Source organism: Pseudomonas sp. G5(2012) (assembly GCF_000408945.1).
Lineage (GTDB): Bacteria > Pseudomonadota > Gammaproteobacteria > Pseudomonadales > Pseudomonadaceae > Aquipseudomonas > Aquipseudomonas umsongensis.
The window spans coordinates 15,501-35,442 of the sequence record NZ_APIO01000027.1; the positions used below are offsets into that span (position 1 = coordinate 15,501).

Annotated in this window: 18 protein-coding genes; 6 read left to right on the forward strand and 12 right to left on the reverse strand. The window is 59.8% G+C overall.

Features of this window, described 5'->3' with window-relative positions; all coding sequences use genetic code 11:
• Positions 1-22 precede the first annotated feature (22 nt).
• Together PG5_RS08985 and PG5_RS08990 are read right to left on the reverse strand one after the other, a co-directional pair.
• Entirely contained in the window at positions 23-1,822 is a 1,800-nt protein-coding gene (locus PG5_RS08985; protein WP_020796788.1) for a bifunctional diguanylate cyclase/phosphodiesterase, read from the reverse strand.
• Positions 1,823-1,955: 133 nt separating this feature from the next.
• Positions 1,956-4,037 carry a carboxy terminal-processing peptidase gene (locus PG5_RS08990; RefSeq protein WP_162276367.1) on the reverse strand — a complete coding sequence of 694 codons (2,082 nt, stop codon included), beginning with the start codon at positions 4,035-4,037 and terminating at the stop codon, positions 1,956-1,958.
• Between the two features lie 139 nt (positions 4,038-4,176).
• Here PG5_RS08990 and PG5_RS08995 point away from each other — a divergent pair, with 139 nt between their 5' ends.
• Complete coding sequence (locus tag PG5_RS08995; RefSeq protein WP_020796790.1) at positions 4,177-5,139, forward strand: zinc-binding dehydrogenase; 963 nt, start codon at positions 4,177-4,179, stop codon at positions 5,137-5,139.
• Between the two features lie 122 nt (positions 5,140-5,261).
• Here PG5_RS08995 and PG5_RS09000 read toward each other — a convergent pair whose 3' ends face one another.
• The 6 genes from PG5_RS09000 to PG5_RS09025 all read right to left on the reverse strand — a co-directional run bounded on the left by PG5_RS09000 (position 5,262) and on the right by PG5_RS09025 (position 10,563).
• Positions 5,262-5,915, reverse strand: a complete 654-nt coding sequence (locus PG5_RS09000; RefSeq protein ID WP_020796791.1) for an HAD family phosphatase — start codon at positions 5,913-5,915, stop codon at positions 5,262-5,264.
• Between the two features lie 34 nt (positions 5,916-5,949).
• The gene (locus PG5_RS09005) at positions 5,950-6,939 is read right to left on the reverse strand and encodes an ABC transporter ATP-binding protein (protein WP_020796792.1); all 990 of its coding nucleotides are present in this window, start codon (positions 6,937-6,939) and stop codon (positions 5,950-5,952) included.
• Complete coding sequence (locus PG5_RS09010; protein ID WP_020796793.1) at positions 6,936-7,736, reverse strand: ABC transporter permease; 801 nt, start codon at positions 7,734-7,736, stop codon at positions 6,936-6,938. The genes PG5_RS09005 and PG5_RS09010 overlap by 4 nt, the downstream gene beginning before the upstream one ends.
• On the reverse strand, positions 7,723-8,559 hold the full coding sequence (locus PG5_RS09015; protein WP_162276379.1) for an ABC transporter permease subunit: 837 nt from the start codon (positions 8,557-8,559) through the stop codon (positions 7,723-7,725). Before PG5_RS09015 ends, PG5_RS09010 begins: the two co-directional genes overlap by 14 nt.
• 5 nt (positions 8,560-8,564) lie before the next feature.
• Positions 8,565-9,371, reverse strand: a complete 807-nt coding sequence (locus PG5_RS09020) for an alkaline phosphatase family protein (RefSeq protein ID WP_020796795.1) — start codon at positions 9,369-9,371, stop codon at positions 8,565-8,567.
• A 127-nt stretch (positions 9,372-9,498) separates the two neighbouring features.
• Positions 9,499-10,563 carry an ABC transporter substrate-binding protein gene (locus PG5_RS09025; RefSeq protein WP_020796796.1) on the reverse strand — a complete coding sequence of 355 codons (1,065 nt, stop codon included), beginning with the start codon at positions 10,561-10,563 and terminating at the stop codon, positions 9,499-9,501.
• Positions 10,564-10,913: 350 nt separating this feature from the next.
• On the opposite strand from PG5_RS09025, the gene phnR reads away from it, so the two are divergent.
• Positions 10,914-11,627, forward strand: coding sequence for a phosphonate utilization transcriptional regulator PhnR (gene phnR / locus PG5_RS09030; RefSeq protein ID WP_020796797.1), 714 nt, complete (start codon positions 10,914-10,916; stop codon positions 11,625-11,627).
• 25 nt (positions 11,628-11,652) lie between these two features.
• On the opposite strand, the gene PG5_RS09035 is transcribed toward phnR, so the two are convergent.
• The gene (locus tag PG5_RS09035; protein ID WP_020796798.1) at positions 11,653-12,420 is read right to left on the reverse strand and encodes a class III extradiol ring-cleavage dioxygenase; all 768 of its coding nucleotides are present in this window, start codon (positions 12,418-12,420) and stop codon (positions 11,653-11,655) included.
• 102 nt (positions 12,421-12,522) lie between these two features.
• Between PG5_RS09035 and PG5_RS09040 the strand changes: the two genes are divergently transcribed.
• Positions 12,523-13,179: a thiopurine S-methyltransferase gene (locus tag PG5_RS09040; RefSeq protein WP_020796799.1), complete on the forward strand. Its 657-nt coding sequence runs from the start codon at positions 12,523-12,525 to the stop codon at positions 13,177-13,179.
• 188 nt (positions 13,180-13,367) lie between these two features.
• Here PG5_RS09040 and htpX read toward each other — a convergent pair whose 3' ends face one another.
• Together htpX and PG5_RS09050 are read right to left on the reverse strand one after the other, a co-directional pair.
• Positions 13,368-14,258, reverse strand: coding sequence for a protease HtpX (htpX, locus tag PG5_RS09045; RefSeq protein ID WP_020796800.1), 891 nt, complete (start codon positions 14,256-14,258; stop codon positions 13,368-13,370).
• Positions 14,259-14,574: 316 nt separating this feature from the next.
• On the reverse strand, positions 14,575-15,786 hold the full coding sequence (locus PG5_RS09050) for a pyridoxal phosphate-dependent aminotransferase (RefSeq protein WP_020796801.1): 1,212 nt from the start codon (positions 15,784-15,786) through the stop codon (positions 14,575-14,577).
• 226 nt (positions 15,787-16,012) lie between these two features.
• Here PG5_RS09050 and msrB point away from each other — a divergent pair, with 226 nt between their 5' ends.
• The 3 genes from msrB to PG5_RS09065 all read left to right on the forward strand — a co-directional run bounded on the left by msrB (position 16,013) and on the right by PG5_RS09065 (position 17,562).
• On the forward strand, positions 16,013-16,408 hold the full coding sequence (gene msrB, locus PG5_RS09055) for a peptide-methionine (R)-S-oxide reductase MsrB (RefSeq protein WP_020796802.1): 396 nt from the start codon (positions 16,013-16,015) through the stop codon (positions 16,406-16,408).
• Positions 16,409-16,618: 210 nt separating this feature from the next.
• A complete protein-coding gene (locus PG5_RS09060) occupies positions 16,619-17,104 on the forward strand; it encodes a glutathione peroxidase (RefSeq protein WP_020796803.1) in 486 nt (161 codons plus the stop codon).
• Complete coding sequence (locus PG5_RS09065) at positions 17,101-17,562, forward strand: MarR family winged helix-turn-helix transcriptional regulator (protein ID WP_020796804.1); 462 nt, start codon at positions 17,101-17,103, stop codon at positions 17,560-17,562. Before PG5_RS09060 ends, PG5_RS09065 begins: the two co-directional genes overlap by 4 nt.
• On the opposite strand, the gene PG5_RS09070 is transcribed toward PG5_RS09065, so the two are convergent.
• Positions 17,546-19,909: a response regulator gene (locus tag PG5_RS09070; RefSeq protein WP_080725399.1), complete on the reverse strand. Its 2,364-nt coding sequence runs from the start codon at positions 19,907-19,909 to the stop codon at positions 17,546-17,548. The genes PG5_RS09065 and PG5_RS09070 overlap by 17 nt on opposite strands.
• Between the last annotated feature and the right edge of the window lie 33 nt (positions 19,910-19,942).

Here is a 19,942-nt window from a genome sequence, read left to right on the forward strand (position 1 = left end):
CAGGCCAACTGCAGACGGCTGGTCAAGTGGAGTGCGATGGCGCCATCAACCATTCACTCCCTCGCCCCGTCCCCTCCAGGCTATCCATCACATGCACGCTATACCCCGGCACATCCTTGGCGTGATGCTTGGCCTGCGAGGCCATTTCCGCCAACCGGCTGGCATCGAGATGTGCGCAGGCCTGTGGGTGTAGATGCACCACGCCGACCGACAGTGACAACAATGGGAATTCCTGGCGCGTGCCCTGGCGGTTGGGGGCGATGAAGCAGCCGGCTTCCAGGTGTTCGCTGCGGTAGAAACGTCGGCACTGACCCTGGAAGTCCTCCAGCAGTTGGTTCAAGCGCTTGCGCCAGTCGTCCGGGCCCAGCACCAGCAGGAAGTCATCGCCGCCAATGTGGCCGACGAAATCTCGGGACGGATCGATGCGATCATTCAGGCATTGCGCCAGGCACAACAGCACTTCATCGCCACGGCCGTAGCCGTAGATGTCGTTGAAGGGTTTGAAGCTGTCGATGTCCACGTAGCAGATCAGCGATTCGCGTTGCTGTTGCAGCAGGCGGGTCAGGCATTGCTGGATGGGTACGTTGCCCGGCAGCAGGGTCAGGGGGTTGGCGTAGCGCGCTTGCTGGATTTTCAGTTCGGTGATCAGCTTGAGCACGTCGATCACCCGGCCCAGGCCCAGGTAATTACCATCGAGGGTGATGATGAAGTCTTCTTCGATGCGTTGCCGGGCGCGGCTGGTGATCAACCGGCTGACTTGCTGCAGCGACTGGCCCAGCTCGACGGCGAGGAAGTCGTCGCTCATCAGGCGGCTGATCGGTTTGCGGGCGAACAGGTCGGTGGCAAACGGCTTGAGCAGGGCATCCGAAAGCGAATGGCGATGGACGATACCGCAAGGCTGGCCTTGTTCATCCAGCACCGCCAGCGAGTTCAGGTTGGCCTGGCGACGGAAGGCTTCGAGCACGGTGGCGGTCGGGGTGTGGCGGGCCACCGCGGGCTGGTCGTTGAGCAGGGCACTCAGGTCGCTGCCGTCTTCGCCCAGCGCCACGGCGCTGCTGTCGCGCCTGGGCATCAAGGTGCGGGCATCGCGCGGTGGATGTTCCTGTGGCCGGCAGAGAAGATAGCCCTGGACCAGGTCGACGCCCATTTCGGTCAGTACCGCCAGTTCTTCCGGCAATTCGATGCCTTCGGCGATCACCTGTGCCCGCGAGGCGTTGGCAATTTGCAGGATCGAGCCAACGAACTCGCGCTTGAGGGCATCCAGGTGAATGCCGTCGATGAAATGTCGGTCGATCTTCACGTAGTCGGGACGTAGTTCGGACCACAGGCGCAAGCTGGAGTAACCCGCGCCCAGATCGTCCAGCGCAATGGAAAACCCCATGGCCCGGTAATGATGCAGGGCGGTGTGCAGCAGCTGGAAGTCGTCGGTGGGGGTCTGCTCGGTGAGTTCGATGACCACCTGGTTCGGTTTAATGCCGAAATCCTGCAGCAACTGCAAGGTGCGACCGGGCTGGTGGGCGGCTTCGAGCAAGGATTCCGGGGAGACGTTGAGGAACAGTTTGCCGGGTAGCTGTTGTTCGTTGAAGCGCCGGCACGCGCTCTGTCGGCAGGCGATTTCCAGTTCGCTGAGGCGACCCGCCTGGCGGGCGACGGCGAACAGGGCGACAGGAGAGTGCAACGGACTATTGGAGGGGCCGCGGCTCAGGGCTTCGTAGCCCAGGATGCGTCGCTCGGAGAGGCTGATGATGGGTTGGAACAGGCTGTGCAAACCGCTTTGAGCCAGGATTGAACTCAAGGCACTCAGCTGTTCGGTTGTGGTCATGGCGATCTCTGGCGAAAAAAAAGGACCGGGCGTGCTCTTGGTTAAAAGAGGCGCTACCGGTCCGTTATTTCACGACAGAAGGATGACTATTTGATGACGCTCCGGGGAGCGTCAGCATTAAATTGCCATCAGCTTAGTGCTTGGCTACCGCCGTATTGAGCTTCAAGTAATCCAGCAGGATGCGCCCGGTCTCGCTCAGGTAGGCGTCGTCTTCCGGCTTGGTCTTGTCGTCCTCGGCCGCGATAGCGTCTTCGTCTTCTTTCTTCAGCTCCTTGAGCGGCTCTTCGCCCTTGGCCTTGCGGCGGATATTCTCCATGGCAAGCTGCTTGGCTTCGATATCGGCGTGCTGGGCACGACGCTCGGCCTCATTGAGGCTGACGGTTTTTTCCGTCATCAGTTTTTGCGCCAGGGCCAGTTTGTCACGGATGAACACGAACTCCGCGTCCTTGGCCGTGCGTACGTCATGCTCGGACTTGAGCTGGGTGATGTACGGTTTGAACGGGTCGACCGCAGGCTTGATCGCCGCACGGATGGTGTCCCACGGCATGGCTTCGGGCAGGGCGCTTTCGCCGATTTCCTTGGTATCGATGATCGACGGGTAATCGATGTCCGGCAGTACGCCCTGATGCTGGGTGCTCTGTCCGGAAACCCGGTAGAACTTGGCCAGGGTCAGCTTGAGCTCACCATGGTTCAGCGGCTGGATGGTCTGCACGGTGCCTTTGCCGAAGGTCTGGCCGCCGATGATCAGTGCGCGGTGGTAGTCCTGCATGGCGCCAGCGAAAATTTCCGAAGCCGAGGCGGACAGGCGGTTGACCAGCAACGCCATCGGGCCTTTGTAGAAGGCGCCCGGGTTTTCATCTTCCAGGACGTCGACACGGCCATCGGCGTTACGCACGAGTACGGTCGGACCTTTGTCGATGAACAGGCTGGTCAGCTCGGTGGCTTCCTGCAAGGAGCCACCGCCGTTGTTGCGCAGGTCGATGACCACGCCGTCAACCTTGTCCTTTTGCAACTCGGTCAGCAGCTTCTTGACGTCGCGGGTGGTGCTCTTGTAATCCGGATCGCCGGCACGGAACGCCTTGAAGTCCAGGTAGAAAGCCGGGATCTCGATGACGCCGAGCTTGTAGTCCTTGCCATCCTGCTTGAGATTGAGCACCGACTTCTTCACCGCCTGGTCTTCGAGCTTAACCGCTTCGCGAGTGATCGGCACGATCTTGCTGGTCTGGTCGTTCGGTGCATTGCTGGCCGGAATCACTTCCAGGCGCACGATGGTGCCTTTGGGGCCGCGGATCAGCTTGACCACTTCGTCCAGGCGCCAGCCGACCACGTCTACCATCTCTTTGTTGCCCTGGGCAACGCCGATGATCTTGTCGGCCGGTGCGACTTGCTTGGTCTTGTCCGCCGGGCCCGCAGGCACCAGGCGCACGACCTTGACTTGATCGTTATCGCTCTGCAATACGGCGCCGATGCCCTCTAGGGACAGGCTCATGTTGATGTCGAAGTTTTCCGCGTTATCCGGCGACAGATAGTTGGTGTGCGGGTCGTAGGACATGGCGAAGGTGTTGATGTACGCCTGGAAGATGTCTTCCGCGCGGGTCTGGTCCAGGCGCGCCAGCTGGTTCTTGTAGCGCTTGGTCAGGGTTTCCTGGATTTGCTTGGAATCCTTGCCGGCGATCTTCTGCCGCAGCACTTCGTCCTTGACGCGTTTGCGCCACAGGTCGTCGAGTTCCGCGGTGGATTTGAGCCAAGGGGCATCCTTGCGGTCGATCAGCAAGGTTTCCTTGCTGGTGAAGTCGATCTTGTCGACGCCTTTGTTCAGCTCGGCAAGGGCAAAGTCCAGGCGCGATTTGACGCGGTCCAGGTAGCGCTTGTAGATGGTGAACCCGGCGTTGAGGTCGCCGCTCTTGAGGAAGTCGTCGAACTGGGTCTTCCACTTGTCGAATTCGGCGATGTCGCTGGCCATGAAGTAGCTGCGCGACGGGTCGAGCAATTTCAGGTAGCTGTCGTAGATGATCACCGAGCGCGCGTCATCGAGCGGCGGCTTGCTGTAGTGGTGGCGCTTGAGCAACTCCACGACGTTCAGACTGGCGATGACTTCGTCACGGTCGGGCTGAAGCTTGTCCCAGCTGTTGGCTGCGAAAGTATTGCCGGACATCGGCAGCAGGCCGATACCGATGAAAAGGGCGAGGGCAGTGCTGGGGAACAAACGCTTCATGTTGATTCGACGCGGGGACAATTGATAACGCATATTAGGCCGTCTTTGAAGTCGCCGGTTCCACATGGGCCGGTCGCATAATGCAAAAAGCCCGGTGCTACAAGCTTCGGGCTCAGTCCAGACTCACTATGGAGGCACTGTGAAAGCATTGCAAGGCGTTGACGGTCAAGTGGTGTGGGTTGAAGAGCCCAGTCCTGCGTGTGATGTAGGGCAAGTTCGTATTCGAGTGGCGGCAGCAGGTCTCAATCGTGCCGACTTGTTGCAGAAGGCCGGTCTTTATCCGCCACCGCCGGGTGCCAGCCAAGTGCTTGGTCTAGAGTGTTCGGGGGTGATCAGCGAGGTCGGACCGGGATCGTCCTGGCAGGTGGGCGATCGGGTTTGCGCCTTGCTGGCCGGGGGCGGGATGGCCCAGGAGGTGGTGGTCGACGGGCGGCACGTGTTGCCGGTTCCCGACGAAATGTCGTTGGCGGAAGCGGCCGCGTTGCCGGAAGTCTACGCAACCGTCTGGTTGAACTTGTTTCAGCTTGCGCATCTCAAGCCCGGTGAAAAAGTGCTGTTGCACGCCGGAGCGAGTGGAATCGGTTCAGCTGCCATTCAGCTGTGCAAGGCGTTCGGCAATCCGTGCTGGGTCAGTGTCGGCTCTGCTGAGCGCCTGGCCTATTGCGAAGCGCTCGGCGCCCAGGGCGGTGTGGTGCGCACTGACGAACTGGACAGCCTGCGCGACTTGGGGCCATTCGACGTCGTCCTCGATCCGGTGGGCGGCAACTACGCAGCGTTGAACCTGAAACTGATGGCGACTGATGGCCGTTGGGTGCTGATCGGTCTGATGGGCGGCCGCGAGGCCACGCTCGACCTGGCGCAGGTGCTGGCCAAGCGTGTGCAGTTGCTGGGCTCGACCCTGCGCAGCCGCGATGATCAGTTCAAGGCGGATCTGTTCAGCGATCTGCGCCAGCACGTCTGGCCGCTGTTTGCGGATAAACGCTTGAGCCCGCAACTGGCCAAGGCTTTCCCGATCAAGGACGCCGAAGCGGCGTTTGCCGAGTTGGCGAGTAACAAGGTGGCGGGGAAGTTGGTGTTGGTGATTGACGAAAGCCTGCTCTGATACCGATCGTTCCTACGCTCTGCGTGGGAATGCCTCGTCGGACGCTCCGCGTTCGGCTCTGGGACGCTCTGCGTCCCGGGCTGCATTCCCACGCGGAGCGTGGGAATGATCAGGGCGAGGTACTATTTCCAGGTGTGGATTGGCCAGCCGGCCTTTTGCGCCTGCTCAAGCAACACCGGGTCGGGGTTCACCACGTGCGGGTAATCGACCTTCAGCAACAACGGCAAATCATTGCGTGAGTCCGAGTAGAAACTCGCGCCTTCCAGGTTTTCCTCTTCGGCATCCAGCCACTCCAGCAACCGGGTGATCTTGCCTTCGCGGTAGGTCAGGGTGCCGACGGTCTTGCCGGTATAGGCCCCGTGTGCCACTTCCAGTTCGATACCCAGGATTTCATCGATGCCCAGGCGTTCGGCAATCGGCTTGACCAAATGGACGCCCGAGGCCGAGATCACCAGGATCCGGTCGCCGGCCTTGCGGTGGGCGGCGATGGTTTTGGTGGCGTCGCTGAAGATGATCGGTTCGATAAAGTCTTCCACCCAAGGGCCGACCAAGTGCTCGACTTCTGCGGGAGTTCGGCCGATCAAGGGTTCCAGGCTGAAGGCCATGTAGTCCTCCATGGCCAGGTGCCCCCTGCCGTAGGCGTCCATCAATTCCTTGTCGCGACGCAGGAAGGATTCGCCGTCGACCCAGCCGAGGCGGACCATTTGTTCGCTCCACAACGAGGCGCAGTCGCCGTGGATCAGGGTTTCGTCCAGATCAAAAATTGCCAGGGCCATCAGTGCAGTTCTCTCTTCAACTTCAGCAAGGGCATCAGGCTACCTCACGCAGGGCCGTCGGATCGATGGAAAGCGCCAGGCGCTGACCATCGGGATGCAGGTCGGACGCCGAGCGGTTGAGCACATCCACCACCAGTTCCACGCCGCGGGCTTCGATCCGGTAGCGAATCACGTTGCCCAGCAGGCTGTGGCTGCGCACCTGGGCGTCGAGATCGCCGTCGAGGCTCAGTTCGATGGCCTCCGGGCGAATGGCGATGCGGTGCTTGATCGGCCGTTGCAACAGCTTCGACGCGCTGTCGGCGTCCAGCAAATTGTAGTTGCCGATGAAACCGGCGGCGAAAACGTCCACCGGTGCGGTGTAAAGGGTTTCAGCGTCACCGCTTTGTACGATCTTTCCCTGGTTCATCAGGAAAATACGGTCGGACATCGTCAGCGCTTCTTCCTGATCGTGAGTGACGAAGATGGTGGTCAGGCCCAGTTCGCGCTGGATCTGACGGATTTGTTCGCGCAGGTGCTTGCGAATCCGCGCATCCAGGGCTGACAGCGGTTCGTCCAGCAGCAACAGCCTGGGCCGGGTTACCAGCGAACGGGCGAGGGCGACGCGCTGGCATTGGCCGCCGGACAACTGATGCGGATAACGGGCGGCAAAATCTTGCAGCTCCACCAGTTTCAATACTTCTGCGACACGCTTCTGGCTGTCGTCAGCGTTGACTTTCTGCATGCGTAAACCGAAGGCGACATTCTGCTCAACGGTCATGTTGGGGAACAGCGCGTAACTCTGGAACACCATGCCGATCCCGCGTTTTTGCGGGCTTAACGGCACGATATCGACGCCATCGAGCAGGATCTTGCCGCCATCGACCGATGTCAGCCCGGCGATGCAGCGCAGCAACGTGGACTTGCCGCAACCGGACGGGCCCAGCAGGGTTACGAACTCGCCTTTCTGGATTTCGCAGTTGATGTCGCTGAATACTGTGGTGCCCGAGTAGTTTTTCTGCAGATGTTGGACGCTGACATAGCTCATTCGCTTTTGTCCCTGTTCAAGATATTGGCAATCCAGGTCAAGACCAGCACAAATAGGAAGTAGGAAATCACCAGCGCACTGGTGAAGTGACCGCTACTGTTGCGCATGTTGTTGAGATAAACCTGCAGGGTTTCGTAGCGAGTGCCGACGAGGATGTTGGCGAACACGAACTCACCGAACAGGAACGAGAACGACAGCAGCAGCGCCACCATCAAGCCTTTGCGCAGGTTCGGCAGCACCACCAGGAATGCAGCCTGGAAGGTGCTCGCGCCGAGCAACTGGGCGGCGTCCATCAGGTCGCGCAGGTTGATTGCTTGCAGGTTGTTGGTGATGGCGCGGTACATGAACGGCAGCGCTACGGTGAAATAACAGCCGATCAGGATCCATGGCGTGCCGACCATCGCAAACGGCCCGGAGCCATAGAGCTGCAAAAGCCCCACCGATGACACCACGGGCGGTACGGCAAAGGGCAGCAGGATCAGGATGTTCATCAGCGCATCGAGTTTGGGGAAGTGGTAATGCACCACGAACAGCAGCGGCAGGATCAGCACGACCGCCAGGATCAGCGCACCGACACAAACCAGCAGTGACTGGCCGAAAGCGCTCAGGAAGCGCGGATCGCTCCACAGCTGCGCATACCATTTGATACTGAAACCGCTGGGTAGAATGGTGGCCGACCAACTGCTGGAAATCGAATAGACAAAGGTGCCGATCAGCGGCAGCAGCATGATTGCAAACAGCAGGTAGACCACCACCCGATGGTAGATGCCGGCAGCCCCTAATTCAGCGCGAGACATGGTAGCTCCTCTTCAACAGCAGTTGATGGACGATGGTCACCAGGGTCATCAATGCCACCAGCACCACGGCCAGGGCACTGGCCAGGTTCGGGTCCAGGGAAATATCGCCCGACACCATCGCGGCGATCCGGATCGTCAGCACGTTGAAGTTGCCGGTAGTCAGGGCGTACACCGTGGCGTAGGCGCCGAGGGCGTTGGCCAGCAGGATCACGAAGGTGCCGAGCAGGGCCGGAGTCAGCACCGGCAGGCCGATGTGGCGCCAGAACTGCCAGCCGTTGGCACCGAGCAACGCGGCGGATTCGCGCCAGTCTTCGCGCAGCGCATCGAAGGCGGGGTACAGCAGCAACACGCCCAGGGGAATCTGGAAGTAGGTGTAGAGAATGATCAGCCCGGTTTTCGAGTACAGGTTGAAGTCCTGAATGATCCCGGCCTGCTTGAGCATGATGGTGAAGCTGCCGTTGAAGCCCAGCAAAATGATGAAGGCGAACGCCAACGGTACCCCGGAGAAGTTACTGGTCATGTTGGCAAAGGCATTGACGAAATTACGCAGCCTGGAGTCGACGCGGCGCAAGGAATAGGCGCCAAGTACGGCAATGATGATGCCGAACACGCTGGACCAGAAACTGATTTCGAGGCTGTACCGGATCGCCTGCAGGTAGAATTTCGAGTTGAAGATTTTGGTGAAATTGGCCAGGCCCCAGCCGAACTCTTCCGATTGCAGGCTGTTGATCATCACCCAGAACAGCGGCGCGAGTTGGAACACGAAGAAAAACAGCGCGAAAGGTATCAGGCAAAAGGCTGCCAGCCATTTGCCGCGGGTCATGGCGTTCACTTGAGTAGCTCCCGGCAGATCGGCTTGTCGTGGGGGACACCCAGTAATTCGCACACGGTGCCGCACAGTTCTGTTTGCTTGGGTGTGGCGCCGGCATTGAAACTGAAGGCGTCGCCGAGGACGAACAGCGGCACTTCACGCTCCTCGGGTAGCAAGCCGTTATGGGAGCGGTCACTGTTCATGCCGTGGTCAGCGGTCACCAGCACCTGATACCCGGCGTCGAGCCAGCCTTGCAGGTAGTCGGCGATGATGATGTCCGCCGAGCGCGCGCTGTTGCGGTACTGCGAGGTGTCGAGGCCGTGCTTGTGCCCGGCGTCGTCGATGTTCATCGGGTGCACCAGCAGGAAATTCGGTGCGTGGCGCAGGCGCAGGTTTTCGGCGTCGGCGAACAGGTGTGAGTCGGGGTAGTGGTCGTTCCAGTAGAAGTGCCCGTGCTGGATTGGCAGGCTTGGGTCGTCGGTATGGCGATCCCGGGCCGCCACGAACGGCGATCGGTTATACAACTCACTGACCCAGTGATAGGCCGCGGCGGCGGTTTTCAGGCCGGCAGCGGTGGCGTAGTGATAAATGCTGCGCTGGTTGGACAGGCGCGAGACGTTGTTGTGAACGATGCCGCTGTCGATCGGCGTGACGCCGGTGAGGATGCATTCGTAGAGCGGTCGGGACAAGGCCGGCAGCTCGCATTCCAGCTTGTAGAGTGCGGCGCGTCCTGCGCCGACGTAGGCCTGCAGGTGCCCCATGGCGTGACGGGCGACCTCGTAGTTGAGGCCGTCGAGCACGACAAGGATGACGTTGTGTTTCATGGGGGCAAAACTCCGTGGATGTTCTCCAAACCCGTAGGAGCCGGCTTGCTGGCGATTGGATAAACGCGATGCTCAAAGAGACCGCGTTGACTGTATCGCCAGCAAGCCGGCTCCTACGGATGAAGCATTACTTCATTTCAACAATGACTTCTTCGTTCCACTTCTGTGGCAGGGACTTGGAGGTCTTCTCCCACGCATCCGCATCCTTGATCGGCGTGACTTTCTTGTACTGCTCGTTCGGCAGCAGCTTGGCCTGGACCTCAGCTGGCAGGGTCAGGTGCTCGGCTCGGATCGGACGGGCGTTACCCTTGGCCAGGTTAATCTGGCCAGCATCGCTGAAGATGTACTCGCGGGTCAGCTTGGCGGCGTTCGGGTTCTTGGCGTATTTGTTGATGATGGTGGTGTAGCCGGAAATCACCGAGCCATCGGACGGGATCAGCACCACGTAGTCATCCGGATTGGCCATCTTGGCCTTGTAACTCAGGCCGTTGAAGTCCCAGACCACGCCCACTTCGATCTCGCCTTTTTCCATGGCGCCGATGACCGGGTTGGACATCGACAGGCGACCTTGTTTAGCGAGATCGGCAAACAGCGCCAGAGCCGGTTGCAGGTTTTTCTCGTCGCCACCGTTGGCATAGGCAGCCGCCAGAACGCCGTTGGCAGCCTGGGCGGCGGTGCTCACGTCACCGATCGATACCTTGTATTTGCCGGTTTTGAGGTCAGCCCACTTGGTCGGTACTTCGGAGCCGTGCAGCAGCTTCTTGTTGACGATAAAGGCGATGGTGCCGGTGTAGGCCAATGCCCAGTGACCGTCCTTGTCTTTAGCCCAGGTCGGGACCTGGTCCCAGGTGGATGGCTTGTAGGGCTGGGTAACGTTCTGTTTCACCGCGATCGGGCCAAAGGCTGCGCCCACATCGCCTATATCGGCACTGGCGTTGTCTTTCTCGGCGGCAAACTTGGCGATTTCCTGGGCCGAGCTCATGTCGGTGTCCATGTGCTTGAGGCCGTAGTTCTTCGCCAGGTCTTCCCAGGTGCCTTTCCAGTTGGCCCAGTCATCGGGCATGCCGACACTGTTGACGGCGCCTTCCGCTCTCGCAGCGGCTTCCAGGGTTTTCAAATCATCAGCCGCCATGGCGGCGGTGCACATGGCAATGGTCGAGCCTAACAGTGATGCCAGGAAAAGCTGTTTCATTCCGAAGCTCCTATGGGCGTTTTCAACGCTGCGATTGCGGTTGTGTTGGTCTAGGTCAGCAATACCTGAGCCAATCTAGGGTGACTCGATGACACTTTGATGTCGTTCGCCGCCCCGATGAACGTTTACTTGCCCGGTATTGGCGGGTGCCAAGTAAGCGTAGACCATGGGCGAAGGCCCATTGCGCAAGGACTTGGCCGATGTCTTGCACGCGATTGGGGTGACCGTCGGGCGGCTATGTCATCTCTCGGTCATCTGCATTGCCTACGCTTGCAGGATCTTTAAACAGCCGGTTATCTCGCCGGTTCTGCCCTGTAAGTGTGCTGGTCTAGTCCAGATAGGTAACGTTGATGCGCGATGAGGCAACAAAAGCGGTGACAGCCATTGGCCAGGTGCTTCAGGAGCAGATCGATCACGGGCTGCTGGCACCGGGGAGCAAGTTGCCAGCCGAACGCAAGCTCAGTGAGTTGTTTGGGACCACGCGCATAACCGTGCGCGAGGCCTTGCTGCAGCTCGAAGCCCAGGGTCAGATCTATCGCGAGGAGCGCCGGGGCTGGTTCGTGTCGCCACCGCGCCTGGCTTATAACCTGATGCAGCGCAGCCACTTTCACGCCATGGTCAGCGCCCAGGGGCGGGTGCCGTCCACCGAAGTCATTTCGGCGCGATTGCAGCCGGCATCGGCGGCAGTCTGTGCCTGGTTACAGTTGCCAGCATTGTCGAGCGTGATTCAGATCTGTCGTTCGCGGCGCATCGATGGGCGACTGGTGCTGTACGTGGAGCACTATCTCAATCCGCAGTATTTTCCTGGCATTCTGGATTTCGACCTGAATCAGTCGATCACCGAGCTGTATGCGCGGCACTACGACCTGCATTACGGGCGGGTGCGCTTCGAGATTGTGCCGACGGCGTTGTCGGCAGACGCGGCGGCCGCTTTGCGGGTGTCGGTGGGCAGTCCTGGACTGCGCATCGCCCGGGTCAATTACGATCAGCATGGGCGGCTGATCGATTGTGACCTGGAGTTTTGGCGCCACGATGCGATCCATGTGGGGGTCGATGTGGCTTGAACCTGGCCGCCGCAGGCTCTGGCCCTTATCCGAAACGGTAGATGTCCATGCCCAGCGCGCCCAGGGTGAATCCCTGGTGGGCAATACTGAATGGGCCCCCGGCACCGCGGGCAAAGTACAACGGCAACAGATGTTCATCGCTGGGATGGTTACGCACCGCGTTCGGTGCTTGCCGGCGATAGTCGTGCAAGGCGGCTTCATCGTTGGCCGCCAGCTTGTCGATCATCCAGTCGCGAAATACCTTGGCCCAGGGTTGTACGCTCTCGGGGCCGGCATGCCAGTCCAGCTCTCGCAGGTTGTGGGTAATGCTGCCGGAACCGATCAACAGCACGCCCTGTTCACGCAAGCCGCTCAGGGCCTTGCCAACGCGGGCCTGTAGCGCGGGACCGCCTCGGGTAGGCAGTGAAACCTGAACAATCGGGATATCGGCCTGCGGATACATCAACGACAGCGGCACCCAGACACCATGGTCGAACGGTCGGGTGCTGTCGATGCGGGCGGGAAGGGCGTTGGCCTGTAACATATTGACCACCTGTGCGGCCAGGTCGGGGTTGCCGGGGGCCGGGTATTGCACCTCGAACAGGGCCCGTGGAAAACCGCCCAAGTCATGCCAGGTGTCCGGCTGCGGGTTGCCGCCGACCAGCAGTTCATCGCTTTCCCAATGCGCAGAGACAATCACGATAGCGTCTGGCCTGGGCATCTCTGTCGCCAGGCGAGCGAGGGCCGGCCCACTGGCGCCAGGTTCCAGGGCCAGCATTGGCGAACCATGGGATATGTAGAGGCTGGGGAACATGGATGAGCTCCTGAGAGTTAAGATAGAGCCATCTTCTGTCAGATCATTGATCTAAATCTAATATAAGTTTTAGGGTGTTTTGATCGAATTTTGGGGTTATTTATGCAGCCGGAGTTTTGGCACAAAAAATGGAAATCGAATCAGATCGGTTTTCACTTGCCGCAAGTGAACCCGTATCTCCAGCGATTCTGGCCGGCGCTGGGCCTGGAAGAGGGCGCTCGCGTACTGGTGCCGTTATGCGGCAAGAGCCTGGACCTGCTGTGGCTGGCGCAGCGAGGCCATGAGGTGCTGGGGATCGAACTGTCGGAAAAGGCTGTCGAGGATTTCTTCAGCGAGCATCAATTTGATCCAGCAGTGGATGAACAAGGACCTTTCAAGGTATATCGCGCAGGTTCCATCGAGCTGTGGTGTGGCGATTTCTTCGATCTGACGCCAGGCGATGTCGCCGACTGCTCGGCCGTCTATGATCGAGCCGCATTGATTGCGTTGCCCGCGCCAATGCGTGAGCGCTATGCAGCTCATTTGACGCGGATCCTGCCCAAGGGCTCCAACGGGTTGTTGATTACCCTGGACTACGACCAGGCGCAAATGGAGGGGCCGCCTTTTGCCGTGCTCGATGAAGAAGTGCAGCGGTTGTTCGGTGCTTCGTGGACGCTGAAGACCCTCGAAGACCAGGATGTGTTGAGCGAGAGCGGCAAATTTCTGGAGGCAGGCGTTACGCGGCTTGAAGAGCGGGTGTATCGGGTTTCCAGCCGATAGGTTGTAGCCGCCAGTGCCGGCCCCTTCGCGGGCAAGCCCGCTCCCACATTAGACCTCATTCATCTTGATAACTCGGCCAACTGTGGGAGCGGGCTTGCCCGCGAAGGGGCCCTGATGAGCGCCGTATAAATCAGCAGGCAAAAAAAGGCCCGCATCATTGCGGGCCTTCTTGTTTATATCGCCAGCGTTCAGCCGCGACGACGCGCCAGTGCGTCGATACGCTCTTCCAGCGGCGGGTGGCTCATGAACATGCGGGCGAAGCCCTGTTTGATGCCACCGTTGATGCCGAAGGCATTCAGGGTGTCAGGCATATGCACCGGCAGGCCCTGTTCCGCGCGCAGGCGTTGCAGTGCGCCAATCATCGCGTTGGTACCGGCCAGGCGTGCACCGGCTTCGTCCGCGCGGAATTCGCGCTTGCGCGAGAACCACATGACGATGGCACTGGCCAGGATACCCAGGACCAGTTCGGCGAAAATGGTGGCTATGTAGTAGGCAATGCCCTGGCCTTCTTCGTTCTTGAAGATCACCTTGTCGACAAAGTTGCCGATGATCCGTGCGAAGAACATCACGAAGGTGTTCACTACGCCCTGGATCAAGGCCAGGGTCACCATGTCGCCATTGGCCACGTGGCCGATTTCGTGGGCCAGGACGGCTTTCACTTCATCCGGCGAGAAACGCTCCAGCAGGCCCTGGCTGACCGCGACCAGTGCGTCGTTCTTGTTCCAGCCGGTGGCAAACGCGTTCGCCTCATAGGCCGGGAAGATCCCGACTTCCGGCATCTTGATCCCGGCTTCGCGGGACAATTGCTCGACCGTTTGCAGCAGCCATTGCTCGTGACGCGTGCGTGGCTGGCTGATGATTTGGGTGCTGGTGCTCATCTTCGCCATCCACTTGGAGATGAACAGCGAGAACAGGGAACCGGCGAAACCGAAGACCGCACAGAAAATCAGCAGCTGATTGAGGTTGAGATCAACCCCATTGGCCGCCATGAACCCGTTGAAGCCGAAAAGGCTCAGGGTGATGCTGGCAATCAGCACGACCGCCAGGTTAGTGGCCAAGAACAGCAGGATGCGCATCATGGTTGTAGAAATCTCCTCAAGCTAAAGATGTAGCGTACTGCGGGGTATATAAGGTGCCGCAACGGGGTATTCAACCGAGTGACTATTTCAAACTGTGTCCTACAGCAACAGCGTAGCTGTTTGCAGGGCATTTCCGACAAGGGATGGCAAAGAGATTTGCCAGCCAACCGGCAACAAAGTGCCCGTCGTTGCTCGATGTGACCAGGCAATGGGGCAGTGCACGGGCATCGGGAGTGAGGTCACGGGTAGGGCGCGAGCATATGTTGCAGAATGAATCACCGTGCGATGTTTTTGGTATCGCACGGTGACTGGCTGCTTATTGGCGATAGGATTTGAGGAAATTGCCAATGCGTCCGATGGCCATGTCCAGGTCATCGACGCGCGGCAGGGTCACGACGCGGAAGTGGTCGGGCCATGGCCAGTTGAACGCCGTGCCTTGCACCACCAGCAGCTTCTCCGAGAGCAGCAGGTCGAGGACGAATTTTTCGTCGTTGTGGATCGGGCAGACCTTCGGGTCGATCCGCGGGAACGCATACAGTGCGCCCATCGGTTTGACGCAGCTCACACCGGGAATGTCGTTGAGCAGTTCCCAAGTGCGGTTACGCTGCTCCAGCAGGCGCCCCGACGGCAGCACCAGGTCGTTGATGCTTTGATAGCCACCCAGTGCGGTCTGGATCGCGTGCTGGCTCGGCACGTTGGCGCACAGGCGCATGTTAGCCAGCATGTCGATGCCTTCGATGTAGCTCTGGGCGTGGTGTTTCGGTCCGGAAATGGCGATCCAGCCGGAACGGAAACCCGCCACTCGATAGGACTTGGACAGGCCGTTGAAGGTCAGGCACAGCAGGTCCGGCGCCAGGGACGCGGTGCAGATGTGCACGGCGTCGTCGTACAGGATCTTGTCGTAGATTTCGTCGGAAAACACCACCAGGTTGTGCTGGCGGGCCAGCTCCAGCATGCCCAGCAGGACTTCTTTGGAGTACACCGCACCGGTCGGGTTGTTCGGGTTGATGATCACCAGTGCCTTGGTGTTCGGGGTGATCTTGGCCTTGATGTCCGCCAGGTCCGGCCACCAGTTCGCTTGCTCGTCGCACAGGTAATGCACCGGGTTGCCGCCCGAGAGGCTTACCGCGGCGGTCCACAACGGGTAGTCGGGCGCCGGTACCAGCACTTCGTCGCCGTTGTTGAGCAGGGCCTGCATCGACATCACGATCAGCTCGGAAACGCCGTTGCCCAGGTAGATGTCTTCAATGCCGACGCCTTCCACCTGTTTTTGCTGGTAGTACTGCATCACGGCCTTGCGCGCGCTGAACAGGCCCTTGGAGTCGCTGTAGCCCTGGGCGGTGGGCAGATTGCGGATCACGTCCTGGAGGATTTCATCCGGCGCTTCGAAACCAAAGGGCGCCGGGTTGCCGATGTTCAGCTTGAGGATGCGATGGCCTTCCTCTTCCAGGCGTTTGGCGTGCTTGAGCACTGGGCCGCGAATGTCGTAGCAGACGTTGGCGAGCTTGTTCGATTTGCTGACCTGCATGGCGATGTGTTCCCGAAAATGAACGATCCAGGCGGTGTGTGGACAACCGTGCTGGGAATCCTGCGTAATCACACAGGCCTGACGCCTTGAGAGGCAGCACCCATAAATCCGTTTGAATGCGCGTGGCCTGGCTGCCAGACTGGCGTTTGACGAGGCGCAATCATACGTGCCGCCCGATCCGTGGAAAAGGTACAGATCGGGCTTTTTCAGTTGCTGAGGTGTGATGATGGAAAAGTTGGAAAAAACCCTGGAAGAATGGAAAGCCATGCTCGATCCGGAACAGTACAACGTTTGCCGCCTCAAGGGCACCGAACGCCCGTTTTCCGGCAAGTACAACGGCACCAAGACCGACGGTATCTACCACTGCATCTGCTGTAGCGAGCCGTTGTTCGATTCCAGCACCAAGTTCGATTCCGGCTGCGGCTGGCCAAGCTTTTATGCGCCGATCGGAGATAGCGCCATGACCGAGATTCGTGATGTCAGCCACGGCATGATCCGCACCGAAGTGGTCTGCGCCAAATGTGACGCGCACCTGGGCCACGTATTCCCGGATGGCCCGCCGCCAACCGGCCTGCGTTACTGCATCAACTCGGTGTGCCTGGACCTGGTACCCCGCTCGTAACGCGAACCCTGTAGGAGCTGCCGCAGGCTGCGATCTTTTGATCTTTGTTTTTTCTCTCAATCGCGAAAGATCAAGATCAAAAGATCGCAGCCTGCGGCAGCTCCTACAGGGATTGAGTGTGGATTGAGGGGCAGGTGGGATTTATTAGATTGCACACAATTCAATTGCTCGCTATGTTTGTCGCATCACCCCTTTTCGAGTGCCTCGATCATGAGCGACAACCTCCTAAGCATCCCTTGCACCACCATCAAGGGCGAACAAAAAACCTTGGCGGATTTCGCCGGCAAGGCGGTATTGGTGGTCAACACCGCCAGCAAATGCGGTTTCACCCCGCAATACAAAGGCCTTGAGGAACTGTGGCAGACCTACAAGGATCAAGGCCTGGTGGTGCTTGGCTTCCCCTGCAATCAATTCGGCAAGCAGGAACCGGGCAACGAAGGGGCGATCAGCGAGTTCTGCGAGCTGAACTACGGTGTCAGTTTCCCGCTGTTCAAAAAGATTGAAGTCAATGGCGACGGCGCCCATCCCTTGTTTGTGCAGTTGAAAAAGCGTGCACCGGGTGTGCTCGGTTCCCAAGGTATCAAGTGGAATTTCACCAAATTCCTGATCGGCAAGGACGGCCAGCTGGTCAAGCGCTTCGCACCAGCGACCAAGCCGCAGGACTTGAGCGGTGAGATCGAAGCACTGCTCAAATGAACAGCTTGTCCGTCGACTCGCTGAGCCTCGACAGCCAGCTCTGCTTCAAACTGTATGCGGCGTCCCGCGCGGTCATTCGCGCCTACAAGCCGATGCTCGATCAGTTGGGCCTGACTTATCCACAGTACCTGGCGATGCTGGTGTTGTGGGAATGGCAGGCGGTTGCCCCGGAGCAGCCGACGGTCAAGGCGCTGGGTGAGCGCCTGGCGTTGGACTCCGGCACGCTGACGCCGCTGCTCAAGCGTCTTGAGCAACTACAACTGGTTCAGCGTCAGCGCTCGGCGCGCGATGAGCGCGAGGTACACCTGAGCTTGTCGCCCAAGGGCACCGCACTGCGTGATCAGGTCGGGCCGCTCAAGGCCCGCCTGTTATGCGACAGCGGTGTGGATCTGGATCGGCTGAATGACCTGCGCGACGGCCTTGACCACTTGCTGGGGCAAATCAAGGCGTTGTCGTAGCCGGTATCCAAACGTCCAGCAGGGCGGCAAGCTCTTCCCGGCGGAAAGGCTTGGCCAGGTAGTCGCTCATGCCCGCCGCACGGCAGCGTTCGCGTTCTTCGGACATGGCGTTGGCGGTCAGGGCGACGATGGGCAGTTGCGGCCACCGACCACTGCGACGGATTTGCCGACTGGCTTCATAGCCGTCCATGACCGGCATATTGCAATCCATCAGCACCAGATCGAAGTCGCGGCCTTCCAATTGATCCAGCGCCTCGGCTCCGTGTGCGGCGACAATCACGTCGCAACCGAGTTTACCCAGCATGCCCTTGGCCACCAGTTGGTTGACCGGGTTGTCCTCCACCAGCAGCACTCGCGCACGTCGCTGCGGGACGTGGCTATCGACGCGGGTATCGATGGGGGTGTCGGTTTGCGCCAGCAAGATTCGTCGCAAAGTCTGATACAGCGCATTGCGTGCCAGTGGGCGTGCCTGCTGCTGCAGGGGGGCGAGGGCGCTGACTTGTTCGCTGGGCATGAAGCTGCCGTAAGCGGTCACCAGCAGGATTGGCGCACCGACGGTAGGGCGCAGGTTGAACAGGCACTCGGGGCAGTCGGTGATCAGTACATCGGGGTTCAGGCCGAGCAATGGATCATCGATCGACCGTTGCTGATAATCGAGCCCCCACCCGGGCAATACACGGCTCAGCAGTTCCGCCAGACCGCTGCTGGCGGCGGTAATCGCGATGACCTTGCCCTGCAGGGGAGCCGGGGCCAGTGCCCGGGTGTGACTGGGCAGGGGCAGTTGCGCGCAGAACTGGCTGCCGAAACCGGGTTCAGAACTGATGGTTAGCCGGCCTTGCATGGCTTCACACAAGTTGTGGGTCAGGGCCAAACCCAACCCGGTGCCGCCAAATTGTCGGGTGATCCCGGCCCCGGCCTGGGTGAAGGGCTTGAAGATCTTCACCTGAGCGTCCCGGGGGATGCCAATGCCGGTGTCGCAGACTTCGATGCTGACGCCATCCTGGTAGGTCGACAGACGCACATCGACCCGACCAAAACGGGTGAATTTGAGCGCATTGGACAGCAGATTACTGACGATCTGCCGGACCCGTGTCGGATCGCCGAGCACCAGCGCAGGAAAGTCCGGATCGATCAGGCAGGTCAGTTCGACACTCGGCGCGGCGTTCTGCGACAGCAGGTTGGCCGTGTCTTCGACCAGCGAACCAAGGTCGAACGGGATGTGCTCGAGTTCGAGCTGGCCGGCATCGAATTTCGACAGGTCGAGAATATCGTTGAGCAACTCCACCAGCACTTTGCCCGAGTCATGGGCGATGGCCAGCTGTTGCTGTTGCTCGGCAGACAGCGGGCCGTCCAGCGACAGCGCGATCATGCCCAGCAGGCCATTGAGGGGGGTGCGAATTTCGTGGCTCATGTTGGCCAGGAACACGGAACGCGCTTCGGCCATGTCCAGGGCGGTACTGCGCGCGACTTCCAGCTCCTGGTTGGACTGACTGAGCCGGGCGTTGATGGTCTTGAGTTCGGTGGTGCGCGCCGAAACGATGTTTTCCAGCTGGCCAAGATAGTCGGTCAGACGGTTTTCGGCGTTGCGTCGCTGCTGGATTTCGGTGGCGATGTTTTCGAATTGCTGGTTGGCGACTTTCACCAGTACGCCGATTTCATCGTTGGCATGCCCCGCCGGACATTCCAGGGAGGTCGGCTCCGCGCTGCGCGGATCGCGGCCACTGAGTTCGCGGATGACCCGCACCAACGGCTTGGTCAGCATCACGTAGAACAGCGCCAGCAGGATACCGCTCAGGAGCAGGCTGCGGGCGAAACCATTGATCAGGGTTACCTCGGCCCGCCGCAGGAATCGGTAGCCGAACGAGTAAGTGTCGACGTCCAATTGCAGGGTACCCAGGGATTCGCTGGGCAAATGATCCAGGTACAGGCGGTCTTCGAACTGCCGGTTGGCCCCGAACAGAAGGTCACTCAAGACCCGATAGTCGCTTTGCAGGCCTGGACGCTTGACCTTGGCCAGGATACTGCCGTTGTTGTCTGTCAGTTTCGCTCCGACGATCGCAGGTGAGCGCAACAGGCCCAAGGTCAGTTCCTGGGCGAGTTCGGCGTCGATGTTGTAGGCGATGCGCGAGGCGGGGTTGTGACTGATTTCGAGTAAAGACAGGATTTCGCGGTTGATGGAGGCGTCTTCACTGGCATAATCGATGCCTATTTGCAGCACGCTGAGCAGCATACCCAGAACAAAACCGACCAGCACGGTGAGCCGCGCTTGTTTGTAAGACAGCCGGTTGGTGAACTTGATGTCCATGGGGTGTTGAATCACTTCCGTTTTCCTTCGCTGCTCAAGCATAGTCGATCATGCAGGGTGATCCCGCGAGCCCCG